This window comes from Kitasatospora sp. NPDC017646 (assembly GCF_044329365.1).
In the GTDB taxonomy this organism is placed as follows: Bacteria; Actinomycetota; Actinomycetes; order Streptomycetales; family Streptomycetaceae; genus Kitasatospora.
The window spans coordinates 110860-129216 of sequence record NZ_JBIRJC010000021.1; the positions used below are offsets into that span (position 1 = coordinate 110860).

At 70.5% G+C, this 18357-nt stretch carries 13 protein-coding genes and 1 pseudogene; 5 read left to right on the top strand and 9 right to left on the bottom strand.

The window, feature by feature from the left end:
* Nucleotides 1-202 precede the first annotated feature (202 nt).
* Nucleotides 203-1825: an alpha/beta hydrolase gene (locus ACH4J0_RS28380; RefSeq protein ID WP_396243449.1), complete on the top strand. Its 1623-nt coding sequence runs from the start codon at nt 203-205 to the stop codon at nt 1823-1825.
* A 392-nt stretch (nt 1826-2217) separates the two neighbouring features.
* A complete protein-coding gene (locus ACH4J0_RS28385; RefSeq protein ID WP_396243450.1) occupies nt 2218-3354 on the top strand; it encodes an FAD-binding oxidoreductase in 1137 nt (378 codons plus the stop codon).
* Here ACH4J0_RS28385 and ACH4J0_RS28390 read toward each other — a convergent pair.
* The 4 genes and pseudogenes from ACH4J0_RS28390 to ACH4J0_RS28405 form a co-directional block, all read right to left on the bottom strand.
* The gene (locus ACH4J0_RS28390; RefSeq protein ID WP_396243451.1) at nt 3257-3601 is read right to left on the bottom strand and encodes a VOC family protein; all 345 of its coding nucleotides are present in this window, start codon (nt 3599-3601) and stop codon (nt 3257-3259) included. The two genes, ACH4J0_RS28385 and ACH4J0_RS28390, sit on opposite strands and share 98 nt — an antisense overlap.
* Nucleotides 3602-3721: 120 nt before the next feature.
* Nucleotides 3722-3853: pseudogene (locus ACH4J0_RS28395) on the bottom strand (ribonuclease); the annotation flags it as partial.
* On the bottom strand, nt 3854-4015 hold the full coding sequence (locus tag ACH4J0_RS28400) for a YqaE/Pmp3 family membrane protein (RefSeq protein WP_396243452.1): 162 nt from the start codon (nt 4013-4015) through the stop codon (nt 3854-3856).
* Between the two features lie 434 nt (nt 4016-4449).
* Nucleotides 4450-4731: a MerR family transcriptional regulator gene (locus ACH4J0_RS28405; RefSeq protein WP_396243462.1), complete on the bottom strand. Its 282-nt coding sequence runs from the start codon at nt 4729-4731 to the stop codon at nt 4450-4452.
* 718 nt (nt 4732-5449) lie between these two features.
* On the opposite strand from ACH4J0_RS28405, the gene ACH4J0_RS28410 reads away from it, so the two are divergent.
* On the top strand, nt 5450-5656 hold the full coding sequence (locus tag ACH4J0_RS28410; protein ID WP_396243453.1) for a hypothetical protein: 207 nt from the start codon (nt 5450-5452) through the stop codon (nt 5654-5656).
* A 320-nt stretch (nt 5657-5976) separates the two neighbouring features.
* Here the strand turns inward: ACH4J0_RS28410 and ACH4J0_RS28415 are convergent, their stop codons facing one another.
* Nucleotides 5977-6225 (bottom strand): hypothetical protein, encoded by a 249-nt coding sequence (locus ACH4J0_RS28415; protein ID WP_396243454.1) that lies wholly within the window; start codon nt 6223-6225, stop codon nt 5977-5979.
* A 55-nt stretch (nt 6226-6280) separates the two neighbouring features.
* Nucleotides 6281-6772 carry a DUF5994 family protein gene (locus ACH4J0_RS28420; protein WP_396243455.1) on the bottom strand — a complete coding sequence of 164 codons (492 nt, stop codon included), beginning with the start codon at nt 6770-6772 and terminating at the stop codon, nt 6281-6283.
* Nucleotides 6773-7879: 1107 nt separating this feature from the next.
* Between ACH4J0_RS28420 and ppsA the strand changes: the two genes are divergently transcribed.
* The gene (ppsA, locus tag ACH4J0_RS28425; protein WP_396243456.1) at nt 7880-10249 is read left to right on the top strand and encodes a phosphoenolpyruvate synthase; all 2370 of its coding nucleotides are present in this window, start codon (nt 7880-7882) and stop codon (nt 10247-10249) included.
* 17 nt (nt 10250-10266) lie between these two features.
* On the opposite strand, the gene ACH4J0_RS28430 is transcribed toward ppsA, so the two are convergent.
* Nucleotides 10267-12060, bottom strand: coding sequence for a proline--tRNA ligase (locus ACH4J0_RS28430; RefSeq protein ID WP_396243457.1), 1794 nt, complete (start codon nt 12058-12060; stop codon nt 10267-10269).
* 370 nt (nt 12061-12430) lie between these two features.
* Nucleotides 12431-15178, bottom strand: coding sequence for a cation-translocating P-type ATPase (locus tag ACH4J0_RS28435; protein ID WP_396243458.1), 2748 nt, complete (start codon nt 15176-15178; stop codon nt 12431-12433).
* A 336-nt stretch (nt 15179-15514) separates the two neighbouring features.
* On the opposite strand from ACH4J0_RS28435, the gene ACH4J0_RS28440 reads away from it, so the two are divergent.
* The gene (locus tag ACH4J0_RS28440; RefSeq protein WP_396243459.1) at nt 15515-16537 is read left to right on the top strand and encodes a 1-phosphofructokinase family hexose kinase; all 1023 of its coding nucleotides are present in this window, start codon (nt 15515-15517) and stop codon (nt 16535-16537) included.
* Here ACH4J0_RS28440 and ACH4J0_RS28445 read toward each other — a convergent pair.
* Nucleotides 16532-17869, bottom strand: a complete 1338-nt coding sequence (locus ACH4J0_RS28445; protein ID WP_396243463.1) for a PP2C family protein-serine/threonine phosphatase — start codon at nt 17867-17869, stop codon at nt 16532-16534. The genes ACH4J0_RS28440 and ACH4J0_RS28445 overlap by 6 nt on opposite strands.
* Nucleotides 17870-18357: the final 488 nt, after the last annotated feature.

Sequence of the window (18357 nt, forward strand, 5' to 3'; positions counted from 1 at the left end):
CGCGGCCCGGATCGACGACCACCGCGCGCCCACCGGTGCGGTTGAGTGCCCATCAGGTCAATCAACCGTCAAGTTGGTTCATTCACAGAATGTTTCCGCCGGTATGGCACGGAAACCGAAGGATTTCCGCTGCTTCGAGGTCTTCACATGGAGTTCTCAGACTGACAGGCTGGGGCCGCCCTTTCAGTACGGAGGAGGTTCCTTGTCCCGCATATCCACGTTGGCCGGAGCGGTCACCTGCGCGCTCGCCCTTGTCACCGGAACCGCCGTGGCCGCGTCGGCCGCGCCGTTCGACCAGGCCCCGGGAGCGGCGGCCGCCGAGGCGAAGGTCGACCCCGTCGACTGGAAGCCCTGCAACCCCGACCCGAGCAAGCCGGACCCGGGCATCTACGACTGTGCCGTCTACCCCGTGCCGCTGGACTACGACGATCCGTCCGGTGAGAAGGTCGGCATCGCCATGATGCGGCGGCGGGCGAGCGACCCGTCGAAGCGCATCGGCTCGCTGTTCCTCAACCCCGGTGGCCCGGGCGGCAGCGGCTACATGTGGGCGACAACCACCCGCTTCGGCGCCGAGGTGCAGGCCAAGTTCGACCTGGTCGGCTTCGACCCCCGCGGGGTGGCCCGGAGCAACCCGCTCAAGTGCTTCAAGACCCAGGAAGGGGCCGACGCGGTCAACAGCCGCATGGTGGGCGTGCCCGTCACCAAGGCCGAGGTCGACGACACCCTGGACGCCGACCAGGACTACACCGACGCCTGCAGCAAGAACGCCGGCCCGCTGATCGAGCACATGTCGACCATCAACGTGGTGCGCGACCTCGACCGGATGCGCCGTGCCGTCGGTGACTCCCAGCTCACCTTCGCGGGCTTCTCCTACGGCACCCTGATCGGTTCGACCTACGCGAGCATGTACCCGAACAAGGTGCGCGCGATCATCATCGACGGCAACGTCGACCCCAACCTGCGCCTGCACAACGGCCTCGAGTACGACCGTCAGCGGGCGGGCGGTTTCGAGCTGGCCCTGGACGAGTTCCTCAAGCGCTGCCAGACCGCCGGCGCCCCGCGCTGCGCCTTCGGCGACGGCGACACCCGGGCGAAGTTCGACGAGCTCCGCGACCACCTGCGGACCAGCCCGATCACGCTGTCGAACGGCTCCCAGGTGACGCTGAGCAGCTTCACCAGCGAGGTGGCCAGCGCCCTGTACTCGCAGGCCAAGCTGGCTCCGCTGGCGAAGTCGCTGCAGGCCACCTACCAGGTGATGCGGAAGCCGGCCGCGGCCGCACTGCTGGCGCCGAGGGCGAACGTCCCGGACGACGAGGCCAACCAGCTCACGGTGAACGTCCCGCGCGCGCTGCGCGAGGCCCCGGCCGACTCCGAGTACACCGGCGACGACTCCTACATGGGCGTCAACTGCCAGGACAAGCCGTACCCGTCCAACGACCGGGTGTTCGCCAACGTCGCCCGGGCGTGGGAGAAGGAGTCGCCGACCTTCGGCCGTTACCAGGCCTTCGACGCCCCGGCCTGCGCGAGCTGGCCGGCCCCGGCCCGGGACGCCGAGCGCTTCAGCGGCCCGTGGAACAAGAAGACCTCCAACACCGTGATGGTCATCGGCAACCTCTACGACCCGGCCACCCAGTACAAGTTCGCCCAGCGGATGCAGCAGGAGCTGGGCAACGCCGTGCTGGTCAGCGTCGACTCGATCGAGCACTGCGCCGTCGGCCGCAGCACGGCGCTGAACACGATGGTCACCCGCTACCTGGTGGACGGCACCGCGCCGAAGCCGGGCCAGCTGCTCAAGCCGGACGCCGAGATCTTCCCGGCGGTCTGAGGGCTCCGCCCTCGAACGCCCGGCCGTTGAGGCCGGGGCCGTGGGGGGGGGGGGGGGGGGGGCCGCCCCCCCCCCCCCGCCCCCCCACGGCAGTGTTCCCGGCCCGGCGCGCGCACGGAGGGCCCGGAGCGCACGGAACGTACGGAACGTACGGAGAATGCGGCAGAAGACCGTCATCGAACCTCCCGTGGAACGGATTCTGCGAAGTTGTCGTGGACCGTAGTCGATGCCACCGACAATCGACCTTCAGGTCAACTCCGCGCGATGGCCCCTGAGGGGGCAACAAATGACGTACTGTCACATTTATTCGTAAATGAATTCACAAAGCCGAATACGGGTGTTAGCGTGCGGCCCGCCGGGCTCTCTCGAACCAGAGAAAGTGAGGGAAGGGCTTGCGACACGAATTCTCCGGGCGGACGGTCCTGCCGGGCGACCCCCGTTACCGGACGCTCAGCCAGGGCTTCAACCAGCGCTGGCACAGCAGTCCCGCCTACATCCGGCTGGTGGCCGACGAGGCCGACGCGGTGGCCGAGTTGAACCGGGCGCTGGACCGCGGACTGCGCCCGACCGTGCGCGGTGGCGGGCACTGCTACGAGGGCTTCGTCGACAACGACCGGGGCGTGATCCTGGATCTCAGCACGATGCGCCGGGTGGCCGCCGGGGCGGACAAGTTCGGCCGGCCCATGTACTGCGTCGAGGGCGGCGCCACCAACTGGGACGTCTACGCGACACTGTTCCGGGAGCATGCCGTCACCCTGCCCGCCGGGTCCTGCTACTCGGTCGGCGCGGGCGGGCACATCTGCGGCGGAGGGTTCGGGGTGCTCTCCCGCCGGCACGGGCTCACGGTGGACCACCTCGTCCAGGTCGACGTGGTCACCGTCCGCGGCGGCCGTGCCGCGGTGACGCGGGTGAACCGGGAGGACGCGAGCGGCTCACCCGAGCAGGACCTCTTCTGGGCCCATACCGGTGGCGGGGGCGGGAACTTCGGGGTGGTGCTGCGCTACCACTTCGCGATCGACCTGCCGGAGCCGCCGCCGCGGGTCTGGATCAGCAGCGTGGCTTGGCCCTGGGGCGAACTGGTGCACCGCCCTGGTGACTTCGAGAGGCTGCTGACCAACTTCGGTGCCTTCCTGGCCGAGCACAGCGGTCCGCGCGAGCCGGTCTACGACGGGCTGTTCGCGATCCTCAAGCTGACCCACCACTCCAACGGGAACGTGGTGCTGTTCAGCCAGTGGGACGGTGACGACCCGGCGCCGCTGGACGAGTTCAAACCGCACGCGCCAGCGGGTGCCGCTTCGGCCCGACCGACCCGGCCTCGAACAACCCCTCCTGATCACGCATATCGGGATTATCCCGTCCCGTGCTCCAGGGCTGTCCCGCCGATCTCGCCCGTTGCCGGCGATCTGTTTCGTCAGCGTGCTTACGGCGGGTTCAGTGTCCCGTCGGGGTCCATGCGGCAAGCTCGTTGCCCCCCGGCTCGCGGAAATGGAAGCGCCTGCCGCCGGGGAAGTCGAACGCCTCGACCGTGATGGTCCCGCCCGCCTCGAGTACCGCGTTCCGCGTCGCCGCCAGGTCGCTCACCTGGATCACGGCCAGCGGCCCGGCCGGGGCTTCTGCGCGGTCCTGCTGGAAGCCGAGGCTGACCCCGCCGCCGCAGTCCACGTCGGTGTACTCCGGACCGTACGGGGTTGCCGCCCAGCCGAAGACGGCCCCGAAGAACTCTGCCGACCCCCGAGCCGAGGCAGTGGGGAACTCGACCATCGTGAAGCTGATCATGCTTTAGATCATACGTAGGGCTGTTGAGGCGGCCGCTTCTTCTGTCCAAACTGGCGGCTCATTTGCGATCCACCAGCTCTACGGTCATGCCCTAACAGGCTCGGCGGATTGCCCGTTACTGACCCACGCTCCTAGCCGGGTGGGCAGGGTCTTCCAGGGCGGGCGGCCTTCGTCGATGCCGTAGACGTGGTTGGCGGCGCGCATGAAGGCCGCGACGTAGCCGGAGGCGGACCACAGCGCGAGTGCGATCCCTCAGTCCTTGACCACCTGGTAGATGCCGTAGATGACCCCGGGCACGTGGCCGCACAGCTGGAGGAGGAAGGCCCAGAGCACCTTCATGCTCGGCCCGTCCTTGATCAGCACTGCCAGGAACGGCAGGACCAGGCACAGCAGCACCAGAAGGACCTTGGCCATGATCATCCCTCGTTTCGAGGTGCGATGGCCGGCGGCACGGTAGCCGCTTCTTCATCGTCTCACCGCTGGCCGCCCGGCGGGGAACCGGCCGAGCTGGAACGGCGGGTACACGTGCGTGGACGGAGATGCACGGATGCTTCGGTGCGTGGCCTGCCCAGCCGGGTCGGTGAACGTGTCCTACTCGATGGCGAAGGCGACGGCGGCCGGGGGCTCTCAGCGCGCGGACGGTGAGGCCATCGGCGGGTCCTGGATCCGTGCTGGAAGGCCGGCTTTGAGTGGGAAGCTGCCGCACCGGCCGCCCGTGGGCACACCGCGCTGGAACGGACGGCGCAACCCTGCACATCCGGGGGTCCCGGTGCGAGGGCTCCGGGGCCCGAGCCAGCTGCGGCGCGGCCGTAGGACTGGAAGGAGCTGTGGCCAGGTTGCCGGGCGGGTCAGGTGTCCGCGGTGGGCTCCTGGCGGTGTTGGGTGCGGCGGAGCTGCTCATTGAGGCGTAGGGCTTCTTCGAGTTGGTCTTCGAGGATGATGATGCGGCAGGCGGCTTCGATGGGGGTGCCCTGGTTGACGAGGTCGCGGGCGCGCATGGCGATGCGCAGTTGGTAGCGGGAGTAGCGGCGGTGTCCGCCTTCGGAGCGCAGTGGGGTGATGAGGCGGTGTTCGCCGAGGGCTCGCAGGAAGCCGGGGGTGGTGCCGGTCATCTCGGCGGCGCGGCCCATGGTGTAGGCGGGGTAGTCGTCGTCGTCGAGTTTGTCGGGTGTGTTGGAGCTGGTCGTTGTAGTCACTGCACCTCTCTGGTTCTCGGGGAGAACGCGTCGAGGGGCCCCGGGGCCGTGTCGGCTCCGGGGCCCCGAAGGGTAACAACACCATCTACCGGCCTTGGCCGGTCCTGTTACTTCCGCACTGCCCCGGGGGGTGTGCGGGGATCGCGTATGCGTGACCGGAAACCACCGTCCTTGCGTTGGGGTCTGCGGTGTCCGCCCGGGTGAGTGTTCACGGGCCGGGCGATCCTGATGGCGCTTGCGCCCTCCATTCATCCTCTGTACTGAACTGTCACTTTCGTACTGCTGGTACTGCTCTCACTGAATTGCGTAGTGCTAGGTACCGCTGGTGGCGGCCCCTGATACCTGCGGGCCGCCTGGTCCGGCAGTCAGCCCCGTCGCCGTCCTGCATCTGCCTGGCTTCGGGACTCCACTGCCGGACCGTCCTGCGAACTTCTGTCCAACAACGCCGGCCAGTTCGTGTCTGGCCGGTATCGCCGACTCCTGTCTACGAGAGAAACGTTAGACCCGCCCGCAAGGAATGTCTACTCCGGCGAGCATAGATTTTGCGGCATCCGGGTGTGAGGTAATCTGCCGCTGCGCGGCGGCGGCGACCCCCCGAGCCGCCGCCGCGCAGCGGCAGAAGGACCCAGCGACACCGCGCAGGGAGGCGGGAATGGAAGAGCTGGTGCCCGCAGTACCGGAGTCGGCCCGGGACGGACAGGCGGACCTGATCGAGGCGATCATCGAGGCCGTGCACGACGGCGACGACCGAACCGTCCGCCGGCTGCTGGCCCGCTTCGCCGAACTGGCCACCATCGCCGACCTGTACGCCCTGCGCGACGCCCTCGACACCGCCCTCCCATTCAGCGTCCACGGGTAGAGGTGACTCCCACCAGAACGCACTCGCGACCCGCCCGACCAGGCGTTCAGGTCGACCCTGCACCTGGCGTGGTGGCCGCTGCGAATGCGCGGTGCTGCCCGTTGGGCGGCGCACGGTACTGGTGACGGCCATTGCCCGGTCCGGGTCAAGCCGCGGTGGCGAGGTCGGCGCGGCCGAACAAGGGCGCGTAGCCGCGGGGAAGGTCGGCGAGGAGAGGTCGTGCTCCGCCGTCCGGCTCCGGGACGGGGGCCGATCCGCGCACCGCTGACAGCCGGGCAACCGCCGCCGAGGGCCTGCGGTTCGCCCGGTGCGGACCGCCGTCAGTACTCGGAGCCGCTTCGCAGGTAGGTGCCCACGACCTGGAGCCACGCTCCGGGGCTGAAGCACGCCTCGATGCGGTGCGGCGTGTCCTCGAAGACCCGCAGGACGCGCAGCGCGCCGCTCGGGTGCAGGTCGTACTCGAAGGTGACGCCGTTGTCCGTGTCGTCCTCGTACTGCAGGTCCAGCGGCCCCTTCGACGGCTCCGCCGGTGCCCGTGCGTCGGCCGAGAGTTTCACGTAGACGGACATCTCTGCGTCCCGCCTTTCCTGTCTGCCCGAGGACTCCGGCCCACGAGACCGGCCCTCAGGACGCTTCGGCCGGTGGCTCGGGACCGACGCCGGTGGCGATGAGGATCTGCCGCGCGGAGTCGGTTCCGTCGGCCTCGACCGCGCGGGCCATCGCGGCCAGGGCTGCTTCCCGGCTCGCCTGTGGGGGGACGACGAGCAGGCTGAAGTGATCGCGGTCGCCCCGCGTGATGATCACGGTGTCGTCGCCGACCGGGTACCGGTCGATGTGCACCGACCGGCCGTCGACGACCAGGCGGGCCGGGACGTCGTCCCAGGCTTCCGCGTCCAGGCCGACGCTCGCGATGGGGCCGAGGTGTTCGGTCAACGCACGGACCAGGCCGGGAAGTTCGGCGCTGATGTCCCGTGAATGGGGCCACCACGCGCCGTCGAGCGCACCTTCGCGTGACTGGGTGGTCTCCAGACGCAGCAGGACCGTCCCCGGCTGCGCGGCCTGCCGGAACCGGTCCGGCAGAAGCCCGCGGTGCGAAGCACCGGTTTCGTCCGACATGGCTCGCCACCTGTCCGTGGACGCGGGCTGAGCCCGCTGAGCGAGACCCGCCCCTCAGGGCGCGGCGGCTCGGGCCGCCCCGACATCTCCACGGTACTCCGCCCGCGCCGGACCGATCCGGCCGCTCAGGAGAGCCGCGGCGGGGGTGCGGGCTCAGCGCCACTCGATCAGGAACAGGGTCGCGTCGTCGCTCGTACGACCGCCCCGTTTTGACGCGTCGGGTTTGTCGGTGCCGCCGTTGTGCTACACGTGGAACGGGACGGTCGCGCAGCTCGTGCCCGATGGGAACCGCCGGCATGTCCGGTTGCAGGCTGGTTCGTTCGCTCTCCGTCAGCAGGCCTCCGCTCCAGTCGAAGGTGGCCGGGAAGACCCGCAGCAGGACGTGTGAGGTCCAGGACTGGACTGCGGGTGTGGCGGAGGTCCCGCAGCAGCAGGTTGTTCCGCGCGTCCGGGCCGTCCAGGAACACGACGGTGCAGATCTCGTCCCCGCCGCCGAGGACGTCGACCCAGATGCTGTCCGGGCGGCGGGCAAGGGGGGCGGCGATGGCGCTGATCCGGTTGAGCTTGCAGCGGATACGCAGGGCCAGCGGGATCAGGTCTGGGAAATGCGCGGGGTTGCGCACCGCGGTGGCCCGAAGCGTCCCCTCGCCGAACAGCGGTGCCGCGCGGCGAACCACGGTGCGCTCGGAGATGCCGAGGACCCGGCCTACCATGCGCCACGAGGCGCGCGGGGACGCCAGCATCGCGGCGGAGATGCGACTGTCCGTCTCACTGAGCAGATGGTCTGTTTGCGGCAGAGCCGGCGGCGGTCGTGGGGGCGCTGGTGCTCGCGGTCGGTCGGCATCGGCCTCCACTGGACAGACGTCCTGGTCATCGCCGTCTGGGGACTCGCCCGACGAGCAATGAACGAGACCTCCGTGACGGGGCGGGGAGGAAGCCCGAAGTCGGATGGTCCGCAGCCCCCCGTCGGTTGGGTCGGCTCGCGCCGCTCGGACGGTCGATGTGTACTGGACCTGCCGGCCGACGGCCCCGGCCCGTAGCGCGTCAGCGCGGACATGCCGCCCGGGCGCATCCGTCGCCGTCTCTCGCGCACCAGCGGAGGAACCCATGTCCACGATCCGCCGGGTGATCCCGTTCTCCGGTCTCGGCCGTGAGGATGTCGGGCTCGTCGGAGGAAAGAACGCCTCGCTCGGGGAGATGATCGTCAACCTGGGCCCGGCCGGTGTCCGGGTGCCGGACGGCTTCGCGAGCACCGCCGACGCCTACCGGGAGTTCCTCGACACCGGCGGACTCCGGCAGCGGATCACCGAGCAGATCGACCTGCTGAACGGCGGCGCGCCACTCGACGAGGTGGGTGCGACGATCCGCGCCGCGATGCTCGGCACACCACTACCGCCCGCCTTGGAGGAGGAGTTGGCCGAGGCGTACGCCAGGCTCGGACGCGAGGCCGGCCGGGAGGACCCGGACGTCGCGGTGCGCAGCAGTGCCACGGCAGAGGACCTGCCGGAGGCGAGTTTCGCGGGGCAGCAGGACACCTACCTGAACGTCCGGGGCCGCGAGGCCCTGCTGGACGCCTGCCGGCGCTGCTACGCCTCCCTGTTCACCGACCGGGCGATCGACTACCGCGAGCGGATGGGCTTCGATCAGCTCGCTGTGGCGCTCTCGGTCGGCGTGCAGCTGATGGTCCGCTCCGACCTGGCCGGGGCCGGGGTGATGTTCACCCTCGACACCGAGAGCGGTTTCCCGGACGCCGTCGTGGTCAGCGCGGCCTGGGGGCTGGGCGAGACGGTGGTCAGCGGGCAGGTCGACCCCGACGAGTACCTGGTCTTCAAACCGCTGCTGGAGAACCCCGGACTCGACCCGGTCATCCACACCGAGATCGGCGCCAAGCGCCGCAAGGCCGTCTACGCCGACCGGGGCCTCACCCGTACGGAGGACACCAGCGCCGAGGAGCGCGTCCGCCGCGTGTTGGACGCCGCGGAGGTGCGCCTTCTCGCGCGCTGGGGCGTGGTCATCGAGCGGCACTACGGCTGCCCGATGGACATCGAGTGGGCCAAGGACGGCCGGACCGGCGAGATCTTCATCGTCCAGGCCCGTCCCGAGACCGTGGTCTCCCGGCGGCGCGCGACGATGCTGCACCGCTTCCGGCTGACCGGCTCGGGGGAATCGCTCGTCGACGGGATCGCGGTAGGCGAGGCGATCGGCACGGGCGCGGTCCGCGCGCTGACCACACCCGTCGAGCTCGAGCGCTTCCCGGCCGGGGCCGTGCTGGTCACCGGGATCACCGACCCGGACTGGGAACCCATCATGAAGCGGGCCACCGCGATCGTCACCGACCACGGCGGCCGCACCTCGCACGCCGCCATCGTCAGCCGCGAACTGGGCGTGCCGGCCATCGTGGGAACCGGCCACGCGACGGAGCTGCTGCACGACGGCCAAGAGGTCACCGTCTGCTGCGCCGAAGGCGAGGACGGCCACGTCTATGCCGGACGGCTCGACTACGAGCAGTCCGAGATCGACCTCGCCGGGCTGCCGAAGACACGTACCCGGGTCATGCTGAATCTGGCCGACCCGGCCGCCGCGTTCCGTTGGTGGCAGCTGCCGGCGGACGGGGTGGGGCTGGCCCGGATGGAGTTCATCGTCGCGCACCAGGTCAAGGCCCACCCGATGGCACTGATCCATCCCGAACGCCTCGACCCCGAGGCGCGGCGCCAGATCGACACACTCACCGACGGCTACCAGGACCGGTCCCGGTACTTCACGGACCGCCTCGCCCAGGGCATCGCCCGGATCGCGGCCTCGCGCTGGCCGGACCCGGTGATCGTGCGTACCAGCGACTTCAAGACCAACGAGTACGCCAAACTGGTGGGCGGGCGCCCCTTCGAACCGCTCGAGGCCAACCCGATGATCGGCTGGCGCGGCGCCAGCCGCTACTACAGCGAGGGCTACCGGGAGGGCTTCGCCCTGGAGTGCCGGGCGCTGCGTCGGGTCCGCGACGAGATGGGCCTGACGAACGTGGTGGTGATGATCCCGTTCTGCCGCACCACGGGGGAGGCCGACCGGGTGCTCGCGGTGATGGCCGACGAGGGCCTGCCGCGTGGTGGCAACGGGCTGAAGGTGTACGTGATGGCGGAGATCCCGGCCAACGTGATCCTCGCAGCGGAGTTCGCCGAACGGTTCGACGGCTTCTCCATCGGCAGCAACGACCTCACCCAGCTCACCCTGGGCGTCGACCGTGACTCCGACGCTCTCGCGCACCTCTTCGACGAGACCGATCCTGCCGTCACCCGGAGCATCGAGACCCTGATCGCCACGGCGCACGCGGCCGGCCGCCCGGTGGGCCTGTGCGGCCAGAGGCCCAGTGACGACCCGGCGTTCACCCGGTTCCTGGTGAGTGCCGGGATCGACTCGATCTCGGTGGCGCCGGACAGCTTCGTGGCCGTGAAGGAGCACGTGGCCGCCGCCGAACGGGCCTGACCGCGCGTACCCGGCGGCTACCGGGGGCGGGAACTGGACGGTCGAGCCCTGGACGGTCGAGCGCTGCTGATCAGGGGCGGGGAGCAGTCTGCTGGCTCCGACCGCTGCCCGGCCGAGTCGACGGCCCTGCGCACCTCGACGGTGACCTCCTCCGGGGGGACCCGCCGCGTCTCGCCCGTTGCCCGTTCGGTCAGCTCCACCACCCCCTCGGCGAGTCCACGCCTGCCGACGGTCACGCGCAGCGGGATACCGACGAGCTCGGCATCCCGGAACTTCACGCCGACCCGCTCGGAGCGGTCGTCGATGATCGTGTCCACCCCGGCCGCGAGCAGCTGCCGGTAGACCTTCTCACCGGCCGCGGCGGTGGCCTCGTCGTCGGGCTGGGCCACCACGACGACCGCCTCGAAGGGAGCCGTGGCCATCGGCCAGACGATGCCCCTGTCGTCGTGGTGGCACTCGACGGCGGCTGCCATCGCCCGCTCGACGCCGATGCCGTAGCAGCCCATGATGACCTTCCTGGGTCTGCCGTCGGCGTCCAGGACGGTGAGGCCGAAGGCGTCGCTGTACTTGTAACCGAGTTTGAAGATGTGGCCGACCTCGATCGCCTTCCGGACCTGCAGCGGCTGTCCGCACCGCACACAGGCCTCCCCGGGGGCGACCTCGCGAAGGTCCGCCCACCTGGAGACGGCGATGTCCCGCTCCACGTCGACGCCCCGCAGGTGGACACCGTCCTCGTTGGCACCGGTGAACATGTCCCTGCGGCCCCGCAGGGCCTCGTCCGCGAGGATGGTCACCGACGTCACCCCGACGGCGCCGAGGCTTCCCGGCAGGGCGCCGAGGGCTTCCCGGATCTCCTCGGGCCGGGCGGGCCGCATGGCGCCGACCCCGCAGGAATCCGCGAGCTTCTGCTCGGCCAGCGCGTGGTCACCGCGCAGGAGGACGAGGGTGAGCTGCCCGTCCAGGACGTAGACGAGGGTCTTCACCTGGCGCTCGGCGGGCGCGTCGAACCGCGAGGCCAGGTCGTCGATCGTCCGCACACCAGGGGTGTCGAACGGCTCCGGCGTGGGCAGGCCCGGACCGTCGGCGATCGCGGTGAGCCGGGAGACGGCCTTCTCGCTGTTGGCCGCGTAGCCGCAGGAGGGGCAGTGGACGACGAAGTCCTCACCGGCCTCGGCCGGGCACATGAACTCCGTCGACGCGGCCCCGCCCATGCTGCCGCTGGACGCCTTCACCGGGATGGCCGGAATCCCCAGCCGCGCGAAGATCCGCAGGTAGGCCTCACGGTGCAGGTCGAACGACCGATCCAGGCCCTCCTGCGTCAGGTCGAAGCTGTAGGAGTCCTTCATCGTGAACTCCCGGGTCCGTAGCAGGCCGCCCTTGGCGCGGGGCTCATCGCGGAACTTGGTCTGGAACTGGTACCACGTCTGCGGCAGTTCACGGTACGACTTCAGCTCGGTGGCGAGCGACGTGAAGATCTCCTCGTGGGTCATGCCCAGCGTCAGTTCGGCGCCCTTGCGGTCCTTCAGGCGGAACATCTCGTCCCCCATGGCGTCCCACCGGCCACTGCGCCGCCATACCTCCGCCGGGTGCATCGCCGGCAGGGAGAATTCCTGCGCCCCGATGACGGCCATTTCGTCCCGGATGACGGTGATGATCTTCGACCGTACCCGGACGGCGAGCGGCAGCAGCGAGTAGTGGCCTGCCATGAGCTGGCGGATGAATCCGGCGCGAAGCAGGAGCTGATGGCTCGGCGCGTCGGCCTCCGCCGGGTTCTCGCGAAGGGTGGGGATGTGCGTCTGGGACCAGCGCATGGCCAGCAGCTTTCGTTCGACGGCCGACGGGTCTGCCGTGGCCGTTTCCAGGGGCTCCTCGACAGGAGACGGATTGATGCGTTCCGAAGGTTCGTTGGCGGTTGTCTGTCATTCCAGTGAGCCCGTTCCCGCAGGCCAGGTGGGGCCGGGCTCCCTTCGATGGTGCTCCCCGTCCGAGACATCCGGCGATGCGGGTGGCCGAGACCAGCTCGGAGCATCCGGACCGCTGTGGTGTTCGCCGAGGTTGTGGTCCTGCCCGGCGCCCTCGTCGGCACTGAGCCCTTGCGTGCTCGACCGGTCAGGCCCTCGCGGGTGCGACGGTCCGACGAAGTGCGTGCGATCCGGGGCGCGTACGGCGTCGAGGCTATTGTCATTGGGGGGAACGGGAGTTGTGCCGTCGGATCAGGTAGCGGCGCAGTTCGTCGGCGCCCCAGACGATGAAGGGGTAGGGCAGCAGGAACAGCAGGTCGCTCGCCGGGAGGGCAGCGGTGCCCAGCAGCTTCTGGAACGGCGGGGTGTAGGCGAAGACGGCTGCGAGGAGGAGTTCGCCGGCGATGGCGGCGAGGAGGTAGCGGTTGGACAGGACACCTACGGAGCGGAGCGAGGCGCGGCTGGTGCGGACGGCGAAGGCAGTGCCGATCTGTCCGGCGATCATGCCGAGGAAGGTCATGGTCGTGGCCTGCTGGTACGCGTGGTGCAGGGGCTGCCCCGGGCCGGTGGGGTCGCCCAAGGTCCAGCCGGCCCGGGTGAGGACGAAGAAGAAGCCCGTCATCTGGAGTGCCGCGACGATCGCGCCGAGGAAGAGCCAGGCGCGTAGCAGCATCGGGCCCCGGATGACGCCTTCGGACCGCGGGCGGGGCGGGCGGGCCATGAGCCCGGGCTCGGCGGGTTCGCGGCTGAGGGCGAGGGCGGGGAGTGTCTCGCTGCCGACATCGAAGGCGAGGAGTTGCAGGATCGTCAGGGGGAGCGGGATGCGGCCGCCGCCGAGTGCGAAGAAGAGGAACGGCATCACCTCGGGTGTCGCGTGGGCGAAGATGTAGATGATGAACTTGCGGACGTTGTCGTAGATCCGGCGGCCGTCGCGTACCGCGGTGGCGATCGAGGCGAAGTTGTCGTCGGTGAGCACCATGGTGGAGGCCTCGCGGGCGACGTCGGTCCCGGAGCGGCCCATGGCGATGCCGATGTCGGCGCGGCGTAGCGCGGGGGCGTCGTTGACGCCGTCGCCGGTCATGGCGACGACGTGTCCCTCCTCGTTCAGTGCGTCGGCGATGCGGAGCTTGGCCTCCGGGGAGGCGCGGGCGAAGACGATGTCGGGCGTCCGGTTCACGAGGGTGCGAAGTTCGGTCTCGCCGAGCTCCTCCAGCTGCCGGCCGCTGATCACGGTGGGGTCGCTGCCGGTGATGCCGACGCGTCGGGCGATCGCGGCCGCGGTGAGCGGGTGGTCGCCGGTGATCATGATGATGCGGATGCCGGCGGAGCGGCAGTCGCGTACGGCGTCGGCGACTTCGGGGCGGGGCGGGTCGAGCATGGCGATCAGTCCGGCGAAGCACAGGTCGCTCTCGGCGTCGCTCCGTCGGTGCGGTGGCCGGCGGTCGGGGGGCAGTTCCCGTTCTGCCAGGGCGAGCACGCGCAGGCCGTCAGCGGCGAACGCGTCGACCTGGGCGGTGATGCGCTGCCGGTCGGAGTCGGTGAGCGGCTGCTTCCCCTGAGCAGCGAGGAACGTGGTGCAGAGCGGCAGGAGTGCTTCAGGTGCTCCCTTGGTGCGGATGGCGAGGCGGCCGTGGTGGCGGTCGACGGTCGACATCAGCTTGAGTTCCGGGTCGAAGTGGAACTGCCAGCAGCGGTCCGACTCGCGTTCGGCGGCTGCGAGGCCGGCACCGAGCTCGCGGGCGGCGAGCAGGACGGCGATCTCGGTGGGATCGCCGCTGGGTTCCTCGTCGGGTTCGAGGCGGGCGTTGTTGCAGGTGGCCGCGATCCGACCGACCGTGACCTGGGCCGGGTCGGGCGGGGTGCCGCGCTGGAGCGCCGCGGGGTCGTCGAGGTCGAGGAGGCCCGAGGCGGTCCACACGTGGGTGGGGCGCATGTGGTTCTCGGTGATGGTGCCGGTCTTGTCCGTGCAGATGACGTCGGTCGAGCCGAGGGTCTCCACCGCGCTGAGCCGTTTGACGAGGGCGCCGCGGGCGGCGAGCGCCCGGACTGCCACGGCGAGCGCGAGGGTGATCACCGGCAGGAGCCCCTCGGGGACCATGCCGGCCAGCAGTCCGGCGGCGAAGACCACGGAGTCGACCAGCGACAGGCCGATGCCGAACGTGGCCAGGGGGATGAAGGCGAGCGCGAGGGAGACCGAGACGACCGCGATCAGCCAGGCGACCCGCCGCACCTGGCGTTCCAGCGGGCTGGGCTCCTGCTCGACCCGCTCGGAGAGCGCGGCGATGCGGCCGAGCTCGGTGTTCATCCCGGTGGCGAAGACCACGCCGTGAGCCTCGCCGCCCGTGCAGCTGGTGCCGCTGAAGACGAGATCGTGAGCCGTGAGCACCGGGACGTCCACGTCCAGGATCGCGGCCGAGCGCAACGTGGTCACCGACTCCCCGGTCAACGCCGACATGTCGACCTCGACGGCCCCTTGCAGGAGGCGGATGTCCGCGGCGATCCGGTCACCCGCCCCGATGACGACGACGTCGCCCGGGACCAGCTCGATGGCGTCGATCTCCCGCGGGACACCGTCCCGCAGGGCCTTCGCCCGCTGCGGAATGTAGGCGGCCAACGCCTCGACCGCGTGCTCGGCGTGCACCTCCTGGACGAACGCGAACGCGGCGTTGAGGAAGATGATCAGCACCACCGCAACCGCCACCACGAATGAACCCACGACCGTCAGCAGCACCGCGGCGAGCCACAGCAACAGCGCGAGCGGGTGCGTGAACTGACGCGCCAACTCCCCCGGCCAGCGCCGGCCCCCACGCCGACGCAGCTCGTTGCGGCCGAACTGCAACAGCCGCCGCTGCGCCTCGACCGAGGTCAGTCCGACCCGCGAACTGTGCAGATCGCGCAGGAGCAGCTCCGCGGCCTCCTCGGGATCGAGCCCGGGAGGCCGCACCCACGTTTCGTGTCGACTCTTCACCGAACAGACGTTAGGTCCGGTCCGGAGCCCGCCGGCGGAACGACACCTCAGGCCGGCCCTTGTGCCTGCCGGCCCGTGCGGCCAGGAGGCGGGAAGGCAGCACGGGCAGGCGGCCACGGGATGCTCCCGATCGCGCCTCCCGTGCTCGCGCAGCACGATGGAAGGAGTGGCCGAGTGAGGAGATCGAGATGGCCGGCGAACTGCTCCATCGACCGGGGTACCAGTGGCCGTCGTTCCCGGACCTGTTCGAGGGCCTTCCCACGAAGTCCCGGCCCTGTCCGGAGGCCCCGGGAGGGCAGCCCGGACGATCGAGATCACAACCGCCGTGTCACCGCGATGAGCGGCTCTGACGTGTCCGGTCCGCTTGCGGCGGGTAGCGGCGGGAGGAGTCCGCTGCCTGAGACCGTGCCTTCGATCCTCACCCTGACAGTGAACCCCACAGTCGACATCTGCTACGAGGTCGACCGCCTGGCGGACATCGGCAAGACCCGCGCTCGGGTCAGGTTCGTGGCCGCCGGCGGCGGAGGGATCAACGTCGCCCGGGACGTGTCGCGGCTCGGAGGACGGGCGACCGCCGTCCACACCGCCGGCCGCGAGGTCGGCCGGCGCCTCAACCGGCTACTGGACGAGGAGGGGGTCGACCACCTCCCCCTCGGGATCGCGGGCGAGACCCGCGAAGCGTTCGTGCTGTTCGAGACCGAGTCACGCCGCAGCTATCACATCGTGCCGCCGGGCCCGCGACTGGACGACTCGGAGGGAGGGCGTCTCCTGGACGCGCTGGGCCGAGCAGCCGGCAGTCACCAGTACGTCGTGGCCAGCGGAAGCCTGCCCAGCGGCCTGCCCGACACCTTCTACGCGGCTGTCGCCCGCAGGGTCAAGGAGGCCGGGGCCCGGCTGGTGCTGGACACCTCGGGGCGGGCCCTGCGCGAGTCGCTGCACGAGGGCGTCTTTCTGCGGAGGTGCAACAATCACGAGGCCGCCAGCCTCGCCGGCCGGGCGGTCCGGAGCTTCGACGACGCCCGCACCGTCAACGAGTCCCTACTCGCTACAGGAGCGACTGAGATCGCCGTCACCACCCTCGGGGAACTCGGCGCACTCTGTTCGACCAGGCACGGTCACACCGAGTTGAGAGTCCCGCCGTTGCCCGGCGAGCCGCTCAGCGACGCCGGGGCCGGAGACGCCATGGTGGCCGCACTCACTCTTCGGCTGGCCGCGGGCGACGATCCGGTCGAGGCCTGTGCCCTAGGGGTGGCCGCGGCCGCCGCAGCAGTGCTCACCCCCGACACCGAACCGTTCGATCGAGAGGTGGCCGAGGCCCTCTGCCCCGGGGTGCGGATAAAGCGGCAAGCCGGTTCATGACCGGGCTGCGGGCCTACGGGGTACGTCCTGTTCCCGGGCTCGGGAGTGCGTCGCCGGTGTCCCGGGGGTCGGCGTGGTGGGCGGGGTGCGCAGGGTGAGGACGGCGAGGTCGTCGCGGCCGTCGGCGAGGTGGGCGTCGGCCAGGGTCCGGCAGAGATCTTCGAGGGGCAGATCTGCGTGGGCGGCGGCGACCTGGGCGAGGGCGGTGAGGCCGGCGTCCAGGGGGCGGTGGGGGTGTTCGACCAGGCCGTCCGTGAAGAGCACGAGGGTGGCGTTGCCGGGCAGGGGGTGCTTGTGGTCGGGGCGGGGCACGTCGGGGTCGACGCCGAGGGGCAGACCGGGGTCGGTGTGAAGGTAACGGGCTGTGCCGTCGGGGCCGATCAGGAGCGGTGGAGGGTGTCCGGCGTTGCTCCAGTGGAGTGTCCAGCCGTCCTCGGCGGGTTCGACGCGGGCGAGGCAGGTGGTGGTGATGGGGTTGTCGGTGATCGCCTGGAGGGTGCGGTCGAGCTGCGTCAGGACGGCGCTGGGCGGGGTGCGGCGGTCGTAGAGGAGAGCGCGCAGCATGTTGCGGGTCTGGGCCATGGTGGCGGCGGACTTCAGGTCGTGTCCGGCGACGTCGCCGATGACCAGGGCGCAGGCGCCGTCAGGGAGCATCAGGGCGTCGTACCAGTCGCCGCCGACGTGGTCCGGGGCGGCGGCGGGCCGGTAGATCGCCGCGACGGAGAAGGGCGCCACATCGGGCAGGCTGGGAAGCAGGAGACGCTGGAAGTACTCGGCGTTGGCACGGACCTGCCGGTAGAGGCGGGCGTTCTCGATGGCGAGGCCGGCCGCGCCGGCGAGCGCCACGAGGATGTCCTGATCGTGGTCGTCGAAGGGTTGTCCGTCGCGCCGCTCGCAAAGATAGAGGTTGCCGTAGACCCGTCCACGTCCGGTGAGTGCCACCCCGAGCAGTGTCCGCATCGGCGGGTGGCCCGGCGGGAAGCCCACCGCGTCCGGGTGGGCGCCGATGTCCGCGACACGCAGCGGTTCGGGATGGTCGATGAGGTGCCCCAGGAGTCCGCGTCCCTGCGGAAGGGCGACCCCGCTCAGCGCTGCGACCTGCTGCTCGCTCAGCCCCACGGGGATGAACTCCTCCAGGTGTTCGCCGTCCTCGCTCAGCACCCCGAGTGCGCCGTAGCGGGCGTCGACCAGGCCCATCGCGGTGGTGATCACCCGGCGGAGCACGACCGGCAGGTCCAGATCCCGGCCCACCGCCATCACCGCGTCCAGCAGGTCCTGGAAACGGCGCTGGGTGTGAGCCAGGTTCCGCAGACGTCCGACGATCTCGTCCATCTCGTCGTCGATTCGGTGGCTGCGGTCGGGAACATCCGCCCACCCGGATCCATCCTCCGGATCCACCTGGCCCACCTTCGATTCCTCTGCTGGACGACCGTACCTTCGACGCGTTGCGCAACCGGAAGCCGGACATCGGCGCGTCCTGCTTCCAACCGTAGGCGGGGCCCGTCGCCGACGGCGACTGCGACGGGCGCCGCTGTTCCTCAGCTGTCGCGGCATCGCTCGGACGGCCTCCCGCCACGGTGTTGCCCACAGGGCTGGGACTTGGTTGGCCCCGGTGGGTGATCGGGAGGGGCTATGGCTTGTGCGGACGCCGTTCCGCTCCTGCGGTGGTCCCGCTGCGACTGTGCCTTCCGTCGGCCGCGTCGTCAGCGGTGCCACCGCCGTTGTTCTGCCATCCGGCGCCGGATGACGATCAGGTCGATCACCGCGACGGCGGTGGACACGGCGCACAGCACCGCGAGGCCCGCGTAGAACGCACGGTC